Origin of the sequence: Microbacterium sp. ABRD28 (assembly GCF_003850245.1) — a bacterium.
In the GTDB taxonomy this organism is placed as follows: domain Bacteria; phylum Actinomycetota; class Actinomycetes; order Actinomycetales; family Microbacteriaceae; genus Microbacterium.
Genome location: NZ_CP031015.1, coordinates 811,355 through 826,976, shown reverse-complemented (window position 1 = coordinate 826,976; position 15,622 = coordinate 811,355). Strand labels below are relative to the sequence as shown.

Sequence of the window (15,622 nt, the reverse complement as noted above, 5' to 3'; positions counted from 1 at the left end):
CACCGACAACGGCATGGTCTACACGACCCGCCTCGCCCGCGGCGGATTGAATTGCCCCGGGTCTCGTGGAGGGTCTGATTCCCCGAGAGGATGATGACTATGCCAGCGCAGAGGAAGTATCCGCCGGAGCTTCGTGAGCGTGCGATGCGGCTTGTGGCTGAGGCCCGGAAGGAGGATCCGGAGCTGTCGCTGAATCAGGCAGTGGTCCGGATCGGGCAGCGTGTCGGGGTCAATTCCGACACGCTGCGGGGTTGGTGCAAGCAGGCCGCGATTGACGCGGGCGAGCGTCCCGGGACGACGACGAGTGATGCGGCTCGGATCAAGCAGCTCGAGGCGGAGAACCGGGAGTTGAAGAGGGCGAACGAGATTCTGTTGGCGGCCTCGTCGTTCTTCGCGCGGGAGCTCGACCCGCGACTGCCGTGGTAGTTCAGTTCATCGACGATCATCGTGACCGGTTCGGGGTCGAGCCGATCTGCCGGGTGCTCAGCGAGCATGCCGTGCCGATCGCTCCGTCCGGTTACTACGCGTTCAAAAAGCGGCCGCCGTCGGCGCGGGCGATCAGCGACGCGGAGATGATCGTGCAGATCGAGAAGGTGTTCTGGGACCGAAAGCTCGGCCGCGGGATCAGCGGCGCCCGGAAGGTCTGGCACCTGCTGCGACGGCAGGGCACCGTCGTGGCCCGTTGCACGGTCGAACGGCTCATGCGGCAGCAGGGGCTGCGCGGGATCCGCCGCGGCAAGCAGTTCATCACCACCAAAGCGGACGGGGCGGCATTCCGGCCGCCGGATCACGTGCAGCGCTGCTTCCGCGCGAACCGGCCGAACGAGCTCTGGGTGGTCGACTTCACCTATGTTCCGACGTGGTCGGGGATGGCGTTCACCGCGTTCGTCACCGACGTGTTCTCCCGCAGGATCGTGGGCTGGCGGACCATGAACCGGATGCCCACCGACCTCCCGTTGGATGCGCTCGAGATGGCTCTCTGGATCCGCGACTGCGCGGGCGAAGACGTCACCGGGCTCATTCAACACTCGGACGCGATGGGACAGATCGTCATGGCGGTCTCGCCAAGCATTGGATCGTCATCTTCGCGCGAGTTCTGCTCGGCGCTGGCGATGCGTCAATCTTCCCCGGCGCGCTCCGGCTGGTCGCGACGCGGTTCCCGGCGCAACGCGGATTCCTGATGGTGCAATTAACGGGAATCGTGGGCCAGGCCGGGCAACTCCTGGCACTGATCCCCCTTGCCGCACTGCTGGATGCGACGAGCTGGACCATCACCTTCGGCAGCATCGGCGGGCTGGGCGCCCTCTTCGCAGTCCTCGTTGTCCTGCTCATCCGAAACCACCCTCCGAATCGCGACCGAGACATCTCGGTCGACACAGACACGGGCGCAGTCCGCGTTGTAACATCCTCGGTCGACACTGGTATCGGCATTCGTGCCGCATGGGCACACCCTGGAACGCGTCTCGCCTTCTGGTCGCATTTCACCACCCCGTTTGCCGGCACCGCATTTGTGCTCCTGTGTGGCATGCCGTTCCTCACCGCGGCGCAGGGGCGCTCCGTCGCTGAGTCGGCCCATCATGTCCACCTACGTTGTCGTCGGCATGATCCTCGGGCCGGTCATGGGCGAATTCTCGCGTCGCATACCGCACCTTCGCTCCCGTGCCCTGGTGCTGCCCGCCGTCGGCGCGCAGGTAGCTGCTTGGGCTGTGGTTATTCTCTATCCGGGCGTCGCCCCACTGTGGCTACTGTTCACTCTCGCTTTGGCACCCGCCACGGGCGGTCCCGCGTCGCTCATCGCCTTCGACCACGCACGCACCCACAACCCGCGACATCGCTTGAGCACCGCGACGGGGCTGCCGAACGCGGGCGGGTTCCTGGCGGCGCTCATCGCGATCTTCGCGATCGGACTCGCGCTGGACCTGCAAGGCGCGGGTACGCCGGCGACGTAACCACTCGATGCATTCCGCGTCGCGTTCCTCACCCAGGTGCCGCTCTGGCTTCTTGGCAGCGTGTTCATCGTGATCGAGCGGAAGCGCACTCGCATCCACCTCGGTATGGACGCGCCACCCGCACAGTGGCCTCCGCGCGGCAAAGCCCGAAGCGGTGCGATCGCCTGGAGGGTCGGTGATCCGGGCGGGACGTGGCTGCCGCGGAGCGCGTTCCCACTTTCGAGGCCAGCAGGGTGCGAGCACCGCACTCCGCAATCCCTCCGCAGATGATGACGCCGTATTCCTTAGGTGCGGAGCGGCGTTGCAGATGGTTCGGTCGACATCAGCGCCCAAAGGGGTTTCGGTTCATTGGATGTGTCGGGCTGGGTGGCTCCAGTGGATGGTTCCCGCCACGCTGGTGGGGTAGCTGGCTTCATCGCTGGGCTACCTCCGCAGCACCGTCCGCGTACTTCAGCTCGGTCACCGCGATGCTCGGAATCGACGACGACGCTCCAATTGTCGGCGGCGCTGCAGAACTGGTCGATTCCGCGCGCCGATCGAAGCAGACTGACCGATCGCCGTACAGGCGACTCCTACTAACAAGGCACCTGCGCCGCCCGTGATAGCGCCCGTCGATCCTGCTCCGAGCGTGCAGCCCGCAGAGAATACGACTCCCCATGCGGCACTCAACCACATCGTTCGTCACGGTGCGTTTGTGTTCCGCTGCTATCCTCGTGGCGCGATCGGTCGCCTCCTCCAGCTCGGGGACGTACAGCGCGCGCAGGAGGTAGGGGTGGGGGTTGAGCACCAGTCCGAAGAACCGGCCATTCCATTCCCTGGCGCCACATTTCAGGCTCGCTAACGACCCGCCCCACGCCGCTGGCGGGACGCAGGCCCGACTCACGAGCGTGAGGATGCCTCCACTTGCCTGTCCAGCACCTGCAGGATGTGCTCATAGCTCTGGCCGGTGGCGCGGGTCATCCCGATTTCGCAGGTCCGATTGGTGGACGCGTGGGCCGCACTTCCCAGCCGCTTCACGTCTTCGGCTTCGGCTGCAGTCGCGCTCTGAGTAAGTTCGGGATGCAGCATCCCTCTGTCGCCGGCAAAGCCGCAGCATCCCCATTCCGGCGGCACCTCGACGGCGTCGGCTGTCGCTGCGGCGACGCGCTCCAGGGCGGTGTTGATGCCCAGTTGCGTGGAGGAGCAGGTCGGATGCAATGTGATCGACTCGAGCTTGGCGATATCGGGCAAACGAGGGAGCACGTGCTCGTCTACGAAGGCGACCGCGTCGATGACGCGGACCTGGTGTGCGTCGGCGGCGGCGAGGAGAATCTCCAGGCCCTCGGTGCACGAGGATGCGTCACAGACGAGGGGCAACCGGCCGCCATCGGTCGCGCTGAAGAGCGTCTCCGAGACGCGGGCCTTCATCAGGTCGTATCCGTCGGTGAGTCCTTTGGACTTCCACGGCGTGCCGCAACACATGCCGCCGATCCCCGCAGGCACCAACACCGCAAGGCCCGCTCTCTCGCACAGGCGCTGAAAGGACTCCGCCACGCCATCGCCTCCGACGGGGCCGAACATCGTGCCGGTGCACGAAGGAAAGAAGACCGCGATCGGGTCGGCGACGAGCCTGGGCCGACGCCGCCGACCGCCGCCAGGGAGGTCAGTACTGTACTGGGGCACGAGGTCGGCGCCGCCAAGTGCGCGCCCCGCTCGTGTCACTGCCACTGGCAGGGCCGACGGAAGCGACTGGGCGACCGACAGCGCAACCCCTCCGACCGAGCTGACAGCATCCCAGTTTGCCGCCGCCGCCTTCCAACCTCTCTGCGCCACACGGTTTTGATCCTCAGCGCGAAGACGCCTGACAAGATCCCCGGTGTTGATGAGAACGGGGCAGGCGGTCTGACACATCCCATCAACGGCACACGTCTCGACGCCGTCGTACGCGTACTCACGGTCAAGCGCTTCGACGAGAGCCGCATCCCCGACATCAATCGCTCGTTGCCGTTCTCTTCGCAGGACGATCCGTTCGCGCGGCGTGAGGGTGAGGTCGCGGGAGGGGCAGACCGGCTCGCAGTACCCACACTCGACGCACCGATCCACCTCGACGTCGACGGTCGCCTGCGTCTTGAGGTTCTTCAGGTGGGCGTCCGGGTCCTCCGTGAGCAAGACTCCACGGTTGAAGAGCATGTCCGGATCAATGAGCCGCTTCAGCTCCCACATCACCTCGTAGAGCTCGTCGCCGTACTGCCTCCGCACAAAGGGGGCCATGACGCGGCCGGTGCCGTGCTCAGCTTTGAGCGTGCCGCCCCTTGCCAGCACGGCGTCGACGAGATCCTCAGTGAAGCGTTCGTATCTGCGCACCATTGCGGGATCATCGAAACGCTCGTTGATGAGGAAGTGAACGTTGCCGTCCTTGGCGTGACCGAAGATGACCGCGTCGTCGTACCCGTGGGTATCGAACAACCCGGTCAGCGCCGCGCACATCTCCCCGAGGCATTCGACAGGAACGGCAATGTCTTCAAGAAGCGCCGTCGTCCCCGACGGGCGTTCGCCCGCGACCGCCGTGAAGAGTCCCTTCCTGATGCGCCACAGACGTGCCCGCGTCGTCGGATCGGTGGTCAGCTCCGTCGCCCGCGACAACGAGAGATGCGCGAAGAGGCCAGTAGCGGCTTCGAGCTGTCGCTCCAGAGCCTGGGACGATTCCTCCTGGAACTCTACGAGAAGAGCTGCGTTCTGTTCGATGGCCAGGGCGCGGAGGTCGTCGGGTGCATCCGCGTCTCTTTGCGCGACACGAAGGGACGCAGCATCCATCAATTCGATCGTCGCGAACCCCGCGTCAACGAGTGCGGGAAGCGCCGCCGTCGCCTCATCGAGCGTCGAGAACACGAGCAGTCCGGTTGCGACGCTCGTCTTGAGAGGAACCGTGCGGAACGTCGCTTCGGCGACGAACGCGAGGGTCCCTTCAGACCCCACGACGAGGTGCGCGAGGATGTCGATCGGGTCGTCGTAGTCGAGGAAGGCGTTCAGTCCGTAGCCCATCGTGTTCTTGATGGAGTGGAGCCGCACGAGGGTTGCAACGGATGCCGCGTTGCACCGAATGCGGTCGCGCAGACCGATCAACCCGTCGTAGAGGCGCGGCTCGAGGGCACGCAACCGCTCGGAAGCATCCTCAGCCGCCGTGTCCACGACAGAGCCGCTCGGCAACACGAGGACGACGGACTCGAGGGTGCGGTAACTGTTGGAGTGGGTCCCGCAGGCCATTCCGCTGGAGTTGTTGGCGATGACCCCGCCGATCGTGCACGCGATCTCGCTCGCGGGGTCCGGCCCGAGCTTACGGCCGTGGCGCGCCAGTCTCGCATTCACCGCACGCACCGTCGTGCCCGACCCTGTGCGTACACGCGCCCCCTCATCGAGGACTGCGACAGTGCGGAAATGGGTGCGCGTGTCGACGAGGACAGACTCTGTCCCTGCCTGACCGGACAAGCTCGTCCCGCCCGATCGGAAGGTAATCGGCACGGCGTTGCTGCGGCTCACTTCGAGGACCGTGACAACATCCCCCACCGTCGCCGGCGCCACGACGAGCTGAGGCACCAGACGATAATGCGATGCGTCGTGGGCCGCTGCGAGACGATCTGTCGCCCGCGCGGCCGTGGGAACCACCTCCGCGAAGTTGTCGCGGTAGCTCGCCGCAGGCAGAGTCGGATAGCCGGTCACGACGCCTCTCCGACAGTCACGCGAAGTCGATGGGTACGACTGTGCCCCGGTTCGAGCGTGGACCGTTCGGTCTCGGATGTGTCGTCCTTTTTGAACAGCGGACTGGTTGCCGGCTCGATCCCGAGCGCCCAGCGTCCGCGGGTGGGGAAGATCCACTGGTGTAGGTAGGGGAGGGTGTCGGCGGACCATTCGATGGCAACGGAATGGCCTCCGGGCGTCCGGAGGTGCACATGACTCGCCTGCTCGTGGAGATAGACGGCTTCGACCACCTCATCCACCGTCGCGGGCAGGATCGACGCACTGAAGCGCGTGCTATCGGCGTCTCTAGGGAGAGTTCGCCGAGCATCGATGGTCACCTCAGTGCCGGGCAGAATGACCGGCGCGCCGAAGTTCAGGTGGTACAAGATGTGGATTTCCGCCGACAGCGAGCTGGTGTTGACGACGCCGTCGTCGACACCGATCCACGCCTGACCCGACGGCGTGAGGCCCGACGAGATCGAACGTTCGACTCGAAGTCCCGCGCCGAAGATGCTCTCGTCGTCGATGTCCGCTCCCAGCTCGACCAACGCCCGGCCCCGCGGCGGTGCGCTGCGCACGTGCGACGCGGGACGGTGGCTGATATCGCCGTGAAGTGGCGATCCGGCAGCAGCGCCAGCGACGCGCAGCCCGCACGTGACGAGCAGTCCGCCGGTGAACCGCCCCAGCCAGTCGTTGCCGGCTGGCGAGGACAAGGGTCGAGCATCCGAGACCGGTGAGCGCCACGAGATCGGCGTGCCACGATACTCAGCCAGTCCGATGTCAAAGCCTCTGTCGGCAAGGACCTCGAACCTGAACCCGTGTCCGACATTCGCCTCGAGAACGCGGGCATTGTCGCCCGATCCGGGCACCCCGAACCTCTCCACTACCGTCGACACCGCGGCATCGGTTGCGAGCAGGCCCTTCCGCCGCAGTTCTTCCAAAGACCTCATCGGTCAGCCGCCGGCGGTCGTGCCACGAGGACGCTGCCTGTGCCGACGAGGTCGACCGGCCCTGCCGCGGCGGGAATCAACGCCGTCGTCCCCCGCCCGATCTCGACGACCTGATCGATGGGGATTCGGAGCGAGCCCTCCAAACCGACGACCACCGAGAACTCGCTGGCGAGGCGGTGAACGCCATCGACGTCGATGCGATCGAGCCGGAAGTAACGCTCGGCAATCGCGGGCAACGAGGGTCCGGTCGACGCGGGAAGGACGAGCTCGGCCAGTCGCGCCGGATCAAGCGCGGTGAGGTCTACGGCGTCGAGGGCGAAGTCAAAGCCGAGCCCGAGGTGTCCGTGGGTCGCGCCGTCGATCTCGAAGTCTCGCCATTCCAGGAGGATCGACAGGTCCTCGGGCTCCTGGACTTCCAGCAGGAGGACGCCCTCGCCGATGGCGTGCATTACGCCGGGCGGCACGAAGACGCGGTCTCCGGGGTTCACGTCGACCCTGTTGAGGAGGTCAAGGAGGTCCTCCACTCGCTGTTCATGGACAAGCGTCGCAAGTTCTTCACGCTCGACATCGCGACGCAACCCCAGGTAGATGACGCCCGGCGTGAGGATGTGCCACGCTTCGGCCTTACCGTGGGCGGTGCCGAGGTGCCGTGCTGCGAAGGCACCGTCGGGGTGGGCATGGACGGGAAGCCGTTGTCCCGCGTCGAGGATCTTGACCAGGATCATCGGGTCATCGCCGTAGCGCTCGACGTGAGCCGGGCCCAGCCAGCCGCACGGGTCCGAGGCGATCGCGTCCTTCAGCAGCCCACCACCGGGGAGTGTCGTAAGCCCGGACGGTTGCTCGTTTCGCACGGACACGGTCGAACCGACCCAGTCCTCAGGAGTGAAGGGCTCACTGTGCCCAGCGTCTCGGAACTGTGAGATCTGTTCTCCCCCGCGGTAGAAGCGCCGTGTGGGCTGATTCGCGGGAAGGACGACCGGACGAGGGTGCGCATGCAACATATGTGCGAGCTCTGGGGCGAAGGCGAGGATGCTTGCCGCGCTGACACCTGCACCGGAGACAACGGACGCGGAGGATGCTGTTGCCAGGCGGAGTGCTTGCTCCGGAGATAGTTCCTGAGCGATCGCATAGAGAATGCCTGCTGTCGACGCATCGCCGGCGCCGTTGGTCGTGCGAACCTCCTGCACGGTCAACGCCGGCGCACGCAGAGCCTGGTTGGCCCATGTCTCGGCAAGGCCTGCCACCCCTCGTCCGGCGTTGCGCAAGCGGCGGGCGTCCGCTGTGCGCATGACCAGCCCCCCCGCTCCGGCGGATATGACGACGACGGCTGCTCCCCAAGAGATGAGGAGCTCGGCGAAGAGCTCAGCCAGATCGGCGTCGTCCTCAGCATCCATCCTCAGCACTGACGTGAGGTCGTCCAGGCTCGGGGTGAGGACATCGCAGTACGGGGCGAGCGTGCGCAGGATGGTCGGCCAGTCTAGACGCGCAGCGTCAGAGATCGGATCGACCACGGCCAGATCGACGGACACACTCGCGCCTGCTTCTCGCACGCGCTGAAGTAGCGCCATCAAGGGTCGCGCGTCATCGGCGAGGACAGCCGGGAGGAGTGAGGGGTACCCAAGATGCACGATGTCCGCGCTGCTCGCGTCAACGTCGCCGCCGTCGAACAGCGCATTGGCGCCAACATGATGCCAGAAGGTGCGGTCAGCTCCTGACGGCTCGAACACGATCGAATAGGAGGTGGGCGCCGCCACGTCGCTCACTCTGGCATCGATCATCGACGTCTCCAGCTGCTCCCGTACGATGCGGCCCAGCGCATCGTCCCCGACCGCCGCGTACGCGACAACGGGTGTACCGAGCCCTGCAAGAGCGCGCGCGGTGTTCGCGACGCATCCGCCCAGTGATACCGCGAGCGGCCCGACGTCCACCAGCGCTCCTGGAAGGATGTCCGCCGTGTCGCCGATGCGCGGCGCGAGATCGACGCAGACATGGCCTGCGACCGCAATAGATGTCACTCCTGCTCCCCTTCGTCTAGACAACGTTGTCTCACGTGATTAGTGTGACACAACACGGGCACAGAAGAAATCATGGGCCCCTCAAGGAGAGACGAATGACGCCCTATCGGCTGAACAGACTTTTTCACCCGACATCCGGCCGCGCGCTAGATGTCGCCGTTGACCACGGCTTCTTCGGAGAGCGTGGCTTCATCACCGGCATCGAGAACATGCCCCACGTGATCGACACCCTTGTGGATGCCGGTCCAGACGCCATCCAGTTGACGATCGGACAGGCCCGCCTCCTGCAGGAACGCCCTGGACGCAACAAGCCTGCTTTGGTGCTTCGGACGGACGTCGCGAACGTCTACGGAAATCCGCTGGACTCCCACATCTTCAGCCATCACGTGCCCCACGCGATCGAAGAGGCAGTCCGACTCGACGCTGTCGCGGTGTGCGCCAACCTCATGCACATCCCCGATCGTCCGGAGATTCGCGAAGCCAACATCCGCTCGATTATGGCGCTGCGCGAACGAGCCACCCGATTCGGGATGCCCCTCATGATCGAACCGCTCGTGATGCAGGACAACGCGAAGGCGGGCGGTGGGTACATGGTCGACGGCGATGTGGACAAGATCCTGACCCTGGTGCGGCAGGCCGTCGAGTTGGGTGCCGACCTGATCAAGGCAGACCCGTGCGACGACATCGCGGAGTACAGACAAGTCATCGAGGTGGCCGGGCCTGTACCCGTTCTGGTGAGGGGCGGGGGGCGTGTCGACGATCGCACCCTCCTCGAGCGCACGCGCGGTGTCCTCGACGCGGGCGCGCGTGGCATCGTGTACGGACGCAACGTGGTGCAGCACGAGAACCCCGCCGGCATCACGGCCGCGCTGATGGCGATCCTCCATGCTGACGCCTCCGTCGACGACGCTCTGTTTCTCGTTCACGGTGGCGACCGATGAGCGCGCCGGAGGTCAATGTCGCGATCATCGGTGGAGGACTGATGGGGCGCGAGATCGCCGCCGCACTCCAACGATGGCCCGCCCTCGTCGACCATCCCGTCCGCCCCCGCCTCACCGCGGTGTGTGACATCAACCCGGCCGCGATGGACTGGTTCGACCAGATCGACACCGTGACGACGAAGACGACCGACTACCGGCAGCTGCTCGACGACCCCTCCATCGATGTCTGCTACGTCGCCGTGCGGCACGACCTCCACGAAGCCATTTACACCGACGTCATCCGGGCCGGCAAGGATCTTCTCGCCGAGAAACCCTTCGGCATCGACCGTGCGGCCGCGGCCTCGATCATCAGCGCCTTAGACGAGCATCCGGGCGTCTTCGTGCGGTGCTCCAGCGAAATGCCGTTCTTCCCCGGCGCGCAGCTTGCGCTCAACTTCCTTCGGCAGGGAACCCTGGGACGCGTCGTCGAGGCCCGAAGCGCGTTTCTGCACTCGAGCGACGTCGATCCCACCAAGCCGATCAACTGGAAACGACAGGCACGCTTCTGCGGCGCAGCCGGGGTCATGAACGACCTCGGAATGCACGCGTGGCATGTGCCCCTCCGACTCGGGTGGGACCCAGACTCCGTCTACGCAGTGCTACAGGACGTCGTCACCGAACGCCCCGGACCCGACGGCACTATGGAACCCTGCGACACCTGGGACAACGCGACGTTCCACTCGTGGGTCTCCAGCGGTCAGGACAGGTTCCCGCTGACGGTGGAAGCCAAGCGCATCGCACCCGGCGAGAAGAACACGTGGATCCTCGAGGTCACCGGCACAGAGGGTGGTGTGCGATTCTCGACGAAACACCCATCGACCCTGGAGGTGTTCCGAGTCGGGGATGTTCCGGGCGTCGGACGCGAGCAACTCTGGCAGCAGATCGACGTCGGGAGCCAGTCGGCGTGGCCGACGGTCACGGGCGGAATCTTCGAATCGGGATTCTCGGACGCGATCCTGCAGATGTGGGCTGTCTTCCTCGCCGAACGCGTCGGTCACCTCGGCGAGCGGTTCGGCGCGGCGACCCCACACGAGGCTGCCCGCACCCACGCCATCTACGACGCGGCTCTGCGCTCCCACAACACGGGTCGCGCGGTTGAGCCCGACTGAGATTCTGTGACACCCGACGGTGGGCGGCGCGAACGTGATCGCGCCGCCCACCGTCACTTCTCAGCGGTCGGACGTACAGCGCACGTCGCCGGCGAAGACAGACGTCAGGCCCTGCGCCGCCGGCTTCAGTTGTCCACCCCAGTCCAGGAGAGACAGACTCACGGCACACGGAAACGTGTCGTGCCCCAGCCACACGAGAAATCCGGCCGCACGCGGGAACCGTGAGAGCGTTAACGAGGCAGCGATTCGAAGCATCCGCTCCTGGCGTTCTTGCGATGAGCTCACCCAAGCCCCGATCGGCTGATCGGGATCGGCATCATCAAAGGTACGCAGCCACCACCCACTCGAGTGGGTCCACACAGAGCGCAACTCGGCGCGGGGAACATTCGGGAGAAGACCCTTCTCCGCGAGCAATCCCATTCCTGTTGACCCGGCGACACCCACCTCAGAGCGGAGCACCGCGTCATCTGCCCGCCAGTAGGCCGCCCATGACTCTTCACTGTCGGCCCACTCCCACGGCCCGTGAACGTCGTGATGCACACCGGCACCGAATTCAGCCGGGTCCGCCTCGAACCGCGGACCCATCGGCGATGTCGCAATGTAGCGGCGGCCAGGGTCTGACACCTCGAGGGCTGTGCGCGCGGCTGCCAAGGCCGGGTGAGCGTCGTCGAGCGGACGACCAGGAACGGCCGGTGCCGTCACCCGCGTCAGCTCGTTGCCCCCGCACCAAAGGGCGAGACACGGTCTGTGACGGAGACGCTCGGCGTAGGAGGACGCGATCCTCGCCAGGTCGTGGGCGAACGCATCGTCGGTGGGAGGTTCGTTGTCAAGTCCGGAGGAGCTCAGCGGCAACTCCTGCCAAACGAGGAGGCCCAGTTCGTCGCAGAGGTCGTAAAAGACATCTGCCTCCGCCCCCGCGCCACCCCACACCCGAATCATCGTCATGCCCATGTCGCGATATGCCGTGAGGCGGGAGCGATACTCCTCCGCCGGGACATCGGCGCGGTCCGGGCGGATGGGAACCCAGTTCACCCCTGACAGGAAGACCGCCTGCCCGTTGACGAGGCAGAGCCAATCATCAACACCCTTCGGTGCAGCTTCGGTCGGCGCCCACATCAACTCACGGAAGCCGACGACGAACTCTCGCTCCTCCGTGACCCCGTCGGCCGCGTGGACCGCGAGCGTGAGCGTGTAGAGCGCCTGGGCTCCCTTCGGTCGAACGTGCCACGGGCGGGGGATCACCGGGATGACGATGTGTCCGTGGTCGGGGATGGTGCTCGTGAGGTCGACGCCCGGACCTGTGAGGCGGGCGGATGCAACGGCGGCCGTCGGAATCGCGCACGCCGAGACGTCGATGGTGACGGATCCCGTGCCAGGATCGGCGCGGTAATCCGTTGAGATGCGTGCACGTTCGAGAGCCATCCCGACGCTCGCGACGAGGCGGATCGGTCCTGAGATGCCGACCTGGACGAGGCGGGGTGTCCAATCCCAGCCATAGGAGAATCGGTCCTTGAACTGTCTGATGCGAGAGGTCCACCCGTTTTGCCCGAGGCCGTCAGGCAGATCGGTGAAGACGATCCGCAGAGTGAGGCCGCCGGCCGCAATCGACTCGGTGATGTCGAATCTGTGCGGGGTGAACGATCCCTCGAACTCTCCCACGATGCGCTCGTCGACCAAGATGACACCCTTGGTGTCGAGTCCCTCACACTCCAGGATGATGCGCTCGCGTGGGTGTTCCCTTATCCAGTTGGACGCGCCGGAGGGAATCTCCCGACGGTAGACCCAGTGTCGGTGCTCGATCCATTCGCTGAGCCGGGACTGGGCCCCGACGGTCGAGTCCGGCACGATCCCGGCGCGCTCTAATGCACCACGCACGGAGCCCGGCACGGTGATCGGCACACTCGGCACATCGGGCTCCTGCACCTTCGCGCGCTCGGGTGTGAGGCCAAGGCGCCAGTCGTTCTGACGCCAGCCCGTGAGCTCCCATTCGCCTGCGAGGTCGATCCGCAAACGCGGCGTGACCGCTTCACGCATGCGCGTCGGTCTCGCGATAGAAGTAGAGTTCTCGGCTGCCCTCCGGCGCATCCCAGCCCTGCGCGAAGTACAGGGCGCCGTCCCATTCTGCGAACCCACCCCAGGCGAGCGCGCCCCCCTTGTTCAGTTCCCGCTGCCGGAACGGATCTCTTCGGGAGTACCGGGCCTGACCTGCCGCAAACTGACCGTCGGCGTCGTTGTAGAAGAAGTCGAGGACGATGTCGCTGTCGTCGTCGCGGACGACCGCCGTGGCTACCTCGAACAGTGACCCGCCCCACGCGGTCAGGTCCAGGTAGGGCTCAGCGCGAAACTCCCACGTCAACAGATCTGTGGATCGGCCCACGGTCATCGTGCCATTGCACCCCTCCGAGAGATACATGATGTACTCGCCGCCGACGCGTACGGCGTCGCCCCGAGGCGAACGGGGAATGACGGCACCCTTGGCCCAACCACGGGAGATCTCATAAGGGACCGCGAGACCGTGCTTCGTCCAGCTCTGTAGGTCAGCGCTGGTGGCGACCATGATGTCGCACCCGACCTCATCCAATGGGTATCCGGGCGACGGATACCGCGTCAGCTCGTCCGCACCATCGGTCGCCCAGATGCCGTTGTAGAACATGACATACAGACCGTCGTGGCGTCGGTAGACCTTGGGGTCCTCGACACTCAGCCCTTCATTGTCGAAGGTCGAGATCACCACCGGGTTGGCGGGGTCATCGATCCAGCCAGCGGAGCGGGTGTAGACCGCGTGCCCGATTCGGCTGCTCATCGACTCTTTCCTCGGCGATGCACGGTAGAAGAGATGGAGCTCACCGTCGGCGTTGAGGATCGAGGGGTTGAATACGAATCCGTTTCGCCATCCGATGTCCGCCGGGTCCGGCCACTCCGAGGCTTGCCTGAATGTGAGGGCGTCGTCCCGCTGGAATGGCCCCACGACCCACTCGGGCGTCCGCGGATAGGAGCGAGAGAACTGGTCGGTGGTGATGTGCGAGGTAAGGGGATGATCGAACTTCAGCGCCTCCTCGTACGCGTCTCGCAGGCGGGCGGGGGTCAAGGCATGCATGAGTGGTTATCCCTTCACGGCGGAGCCGAGCCCCGTCGAAACGAAGTAGCGCTGGAAGACGATGAACAGCCCGACCGCGGGTGCGGCGAGGACGACGGCACCCGCGAGGATTGCCCCGAGCGGGTTGGCAGTGGCTGCGGCGACGGTCTCCGCGTAGTTGGCGAGGGAGACGGCGAGAGGCTGCATCGACGCGTCCTTTGTGATGAGGAACGGCCAGAGGAACTCGTTCCACGGGCCGATGAACGTCATCAGAACGGCTGTCACCAGCGCGGGCCTGATCAAGGGCAACGCGACCTTGGTCAGAATCTTCAACTCTCCCGCACCGTCGATTCGGGCTGCGTCGAACAATTCCTTGGGGAGTTGAAGGAAGTACTGGCGGAACACGATGACGACAGTCGCGTTCACAGCGAACGGCAGGATCATCCCGAGGTATGTATCGGCAAGGCCATAGTCGCGGGCGATGAGGACATAGAGGGGGATCATCAGCAGCTGGAACGGAATGACCTGGACGAGGAGCACCAGCCCGAAGGTGAACCCTCTCCCCCGCCAGCGGAGGATTGCGAGGGAGTACCCGGCTAGGCTCCCGAAGACGACGCTGGTGAGCACCACCCCGCCGGTGAAGATCCCGGAGTTGACGAGTCCGGACCACAGGTTGATGCGTTCGTTGATCGCGACGTAATTGTCGAGGGAGAGATTGGCGGGGTCGGGGAAGGCTCCAGCCAGCGACGTGTCGGGTGCGGTCTGAAGAGAGCCGACGACCATGTAGTAAAAGGGGAACAGGAATACGAGTGCTCCTGCGAACAACACCCCGTAGCGCAGCACCAGCTGTGTCTTGTTGAGCGTGTTCACTCCTCACTCCCCCCGACCAGTCGCTTCTGGACGAGCGCGATCACCAGAACCCCGATCATCAGAATCACTCCGAGCGCGGCAGCGAAACCCGGGTGCCCCTGCTGGATCCCTTCTTGGTACATCAAGAGGACGGGCGAGGCGGACGCGCCGTTCGGACCACCGCCCCCGGTGAGAAGGTAGGGCTCTGTAAAGAGGTTCGCGCCGATGACGGTGGTGAGGATCACAACGAGGACGGTGGCCGGGCGGACGCCGGGGACGGTCACGGTAAAGAACGCGCGAACAGGGCCAGCGCCATCGACGGAAGCGGATTCGTGAAGCTCACGAGGAACGTTCTGGAGCGCGGCGAGGTAAAGGAGAACGTAGAACCCTAGCTGCTTCCAGGTGACGAACAGCGCGATGGTGGGCATGGCGAGGTAGGGGTTGACGAGCCACGACGGAGATGGGGCGAGGGGTCCGAGGAGATTGTTGACAAGTCCGTTGCCACTGAAGAGGAACAACCACACTCCGACCAGGGAGACACTGGCGGTGACGTAGGGGATGTAGTAGCTGACCCTCAGGAAGGTGCGAAGTCTGATGACTCGGTCCAGCGCTGTCGCAAGGAGCAGGCCGAGCGTCACGGTGAGGGGGACGTTGATGACCAGGAAGACGACGACGTTCAGGAACGATTGCTGGACGCTCGGATCAGTCAACACGTCGACGTAGTTGGCCAACCCGACGAACGGTCGATCGACGACGACGCCAGGTGCGGCGAAGAAGTAGTCGAAGAGCGACATATAGATCGCGAACCCGAGTGGGTAAGCGATGATGACGACGATGAAAATAAGAACGGGTGCCGCGAGCAGGGCGCCGACCGGACTGCGGCCGGTGTGGCTGCGTGTTCGGCGCGAGGGAGTCCTGCGGGACGGCACCCCTGTGGAGGGACCGACCGGTCCCCCCACAGAGGGTGCAAGGCGTGTCAT

At 65.3% G+C, this 15,622-nt stretch carries 12 protein-coding genes, 1 pseudogene and 1 other annotated feature; of the genes and pseudogenes, 6 read left to right on the top strand and 7 right to left on the bottom strand.

Annotated features, from left to right (window positions below):
• Positions 1-99: 99 nt before the first annotated feature.
• The 4 genes and pseudogenes from DT073_RS04130 to DT073_RS16035 all read left to right on the top strand — a co-directional run bounded on the left by DT073_RS04130 (position 100) and on the right by DT073_RS16035 (position 1,949).
• Positions 100-426 (top strand): transposase, encoded by a 327-nt coding sequence (locus DT073_RS04130; protein WP_164478141.1) that lies wholly within the window; start codon positions 100-102, stop codon positions 424-426.
• Positions 384-512, top strand: a sequence feature (AL1L pseudoknot). (Overlaps the previous gene by 43 nt.)
• On the top strand, positions 420-1,181 hold the full coding sequence (locus DT073_RS15945; protein ID WP_205783014.1) for an IS3 family transposase: 762 nt from the start codon (positions 420-422) through the stop codon (positions 1,179-1,181). Its footprint overlaps the feature before it by 93 nt. The genes DT073_RS04130 and DT073_RS15945 overlap by 7 nt, the downstream gene beginning before the upstream one ends.
• A pseudogene (locus DT073_RS16040) lies at positions 1,076-1,462 on the top strand (MFS transporter); the annotation flags it as partial. The gene DT073_RS15945 and the pseudogene DT073_RS16040, both read left to right, overlap by 106 nt.
• A 115-nt stretch (positions 1,463-1,577) precedes the next feature.
• Entirely contained in the window at positions 1,578-1,949 is a 372-nt protein-coding gene (locus DT073_RS16035; protein ID WP_240638761.1) for an MFS transporter, read from the top strand.
• 879 nt (positions 1,950-2,828) lie between these two features.
• On the opposite strand, the gene DT073_RS04120 is transcribed toward DT073_RS16035, so the two are convergent.
• The 3 genes from DT073_RS04120 to DT073_RS04110 are packed head-to-tail and all read right to left on the bottom strand — an operon-like array spanning position 2,829 to position 8,628.
• Positions 2,829-5,645 carry an FAD-binding and (Fe-S)-binding domain-containing protein gene (locus DT073_RS04120; protein ID WP_124292238.1) on the bottom strand — a complete coding sequence of 939 codons (2,817 nt, stop codon included), beginning with the start codon at positions 5,643-5,645 and terminating at the stop codon, positions 2,829-2,831.
• Positions 5,642-6,613, bottom strand: coding sequence for a DUF4432 family protein (locus DT073_RS04115; protein ID WP_124292237.1), 972 nt, complete (start codon positions 6,611-6,613; stop codon positions 5,642-5,644). Before DT073_RS04115 ends, DT073_RS04120 begins: the two co-directional genes overlap by 4 nt.
• Complete coding sequence (locus DT073_RS04110; RefSeq protein ID WP_164478140.1) at positions 6,610-8,628, bottom strand: PfkB family carbohydrate kinase; 2,019 nt, start codon at positions 8,626-8,628, stop codon at positions 6,610-6,612. The genes DT073_RS04115 and DT073_RS04110 overlap by 4 nt, the downstream gene beginning before the upstream one ends.
• Before the next feature lie 95 nt (positions 8,629-8,723).
• Between DT073_RS04110 and DT073_RS04105 the strand changes: the two genes are divergently transcribed.
• Together DT073_RS04105 and DT073_RS04100 are read left to right on the top strand one after the other, a co-directional pair.
• Complete coding sequence (locus DT073_RS04105) at positions 8,724-9,569, top strand: class I fructose-bisphosphate aldolase (RefSeq protein WP_124292235.1); 846 nt, start codon at positions 8,724-8,726, stop codon at positions 9,567-9,569.
• Positions 9,566-10,717 carry a Gfo/Idh/MocA family protein gene (locus DT073_RS04100; protein ID WP_124292234.1) on the top strand — a complete coding sequence of 384 codons (1,152 nt, stop codon included), beginning with the start codon at positions 9,566-9,568 and terminating at the stop codon, positions 10,715-10,717. Before DT073_RS04105 ends, DT073_RS04100 begins: the two co-directional genes overlap by 4 nt.
• A gap of 60 nt (positions 10,718-10,777) precedes the next feature.
• Here DT073_RS04100 and DT073_RS04095 read toward each other — a convergent pair whose 3' ends face one another.
• The 4 genes from DT073_RS04095 to DT073_RS04080 form a co-directional block, all read right to left on the bottom strand.
• Positions 10,778-12,751, bottom strand: coding sequence for a glycoside hydrolase family 2 protein (locus DT073_RS04095; protein ID WP_124292233.1), 1,974 nt, complete (start codon positions 12,749-12,751; stop codon positions 10,778-10,780).
• Entirely contained in the window at positions 12,744-13,520 is a 777-nt protein-coding gene (locus tag DT073_RS04090) for a glycoside hydrolase family protein (protein WP_353681945.1), read from the bottom strand. Before DT073_RS04090 ends, DT073_RS04095 begins: the two co-directional genes overlap by 8 nt.
• A gap of 300 nt (positions 13,521-13,820) precedes the next feature.
• Positions 13,821-14,576 (bottom strand): carbohydrate ABC transporter permease, encoded by a 756-nt coding sequence (locus tag DT073_RS04085; RefSeq protein ID WP_124294340.1) that lies wholly within the window; start codon positions 14,574-14,576, stop codon positions 13,821-13,823.
• Positions 14,577-14,659: 83 nt separating this feature from the next.
• Positions 14,660-15,622, bottom strand: coding sequence for a carbohydrate ABC transporter permease (locus tag DT073_RS04080; RefSeq protein WP_124292231.1), 963 nt, complete (start codon positions 15,620-15,622; stop codon positions 14,660-14,662).

Bases quoted from the DNA above. Each gene is read 5' to 3' on its own strand.
- DT073_RS04130 (WP_164478141.1), top strand. From the start codon at position 100: ATGCCAGCGCAGAGGAAGTATCCGCCGGAGCTTCGTGAGCGTGCGATG.
- DT073_RS16035 (WP_240638761.1), top strand. From the start codon at position 1,578: ATGTCCACCTACGTTGTCGTCGGCATGATCCTCGGGCCGGTCATGGGC.
- DT073_RS04115 (WP_124292237.1), bottom strand. From the start codon at position 6,613: ATGAGGTCTTTGGAAGAACTGCGGCGGAAGGGCCTGCTCGCAACCGAT.
- DT073_RS04105 (WP_124292235.1), top strand. From the start codon at position 8,724: ATGACGCCCTATCGGCTGAACAGACTTTTTCACCCGACATCCGGCCGC.
- DT073_RS04100 (WP_124292234.1), top strand. From the start codon at position 9,566: ATGAGCGCGCCGGAGGTCAATGTCGCGATCATCGGTGGAGGACTGATG.
- DT073_RS04095 (WP_124292233.1), bottom strand. From the start codon at position 12,751: ATGCGTGAAGCGGTCACGCCGCGTTTGCGGATCGACCTCGCAGGCGAA.
- DT073_RS04090 (WP_353681945.1), bottom strand. From the start codon at position 13,520: ATGAGCAGCCGAATCGGGCACGCGGTCTACACCCGCTCCGCTGGCTGG.
- DT073_RS04085 (WP_124294340.1), bottom strand. From the start codon at position 14,576: ATGGTCGTCGGCTCTCTTCAGACCGCACCCGACACGTCGCTGGCTGGA.
- DT073_RS04080 (WP_124292231.1), bottom strand. From the start codon at position 15,622: ATGACACGCCTTGCACCCTCTGTGGGGGGACCGGTCGGTCCCTCCACA.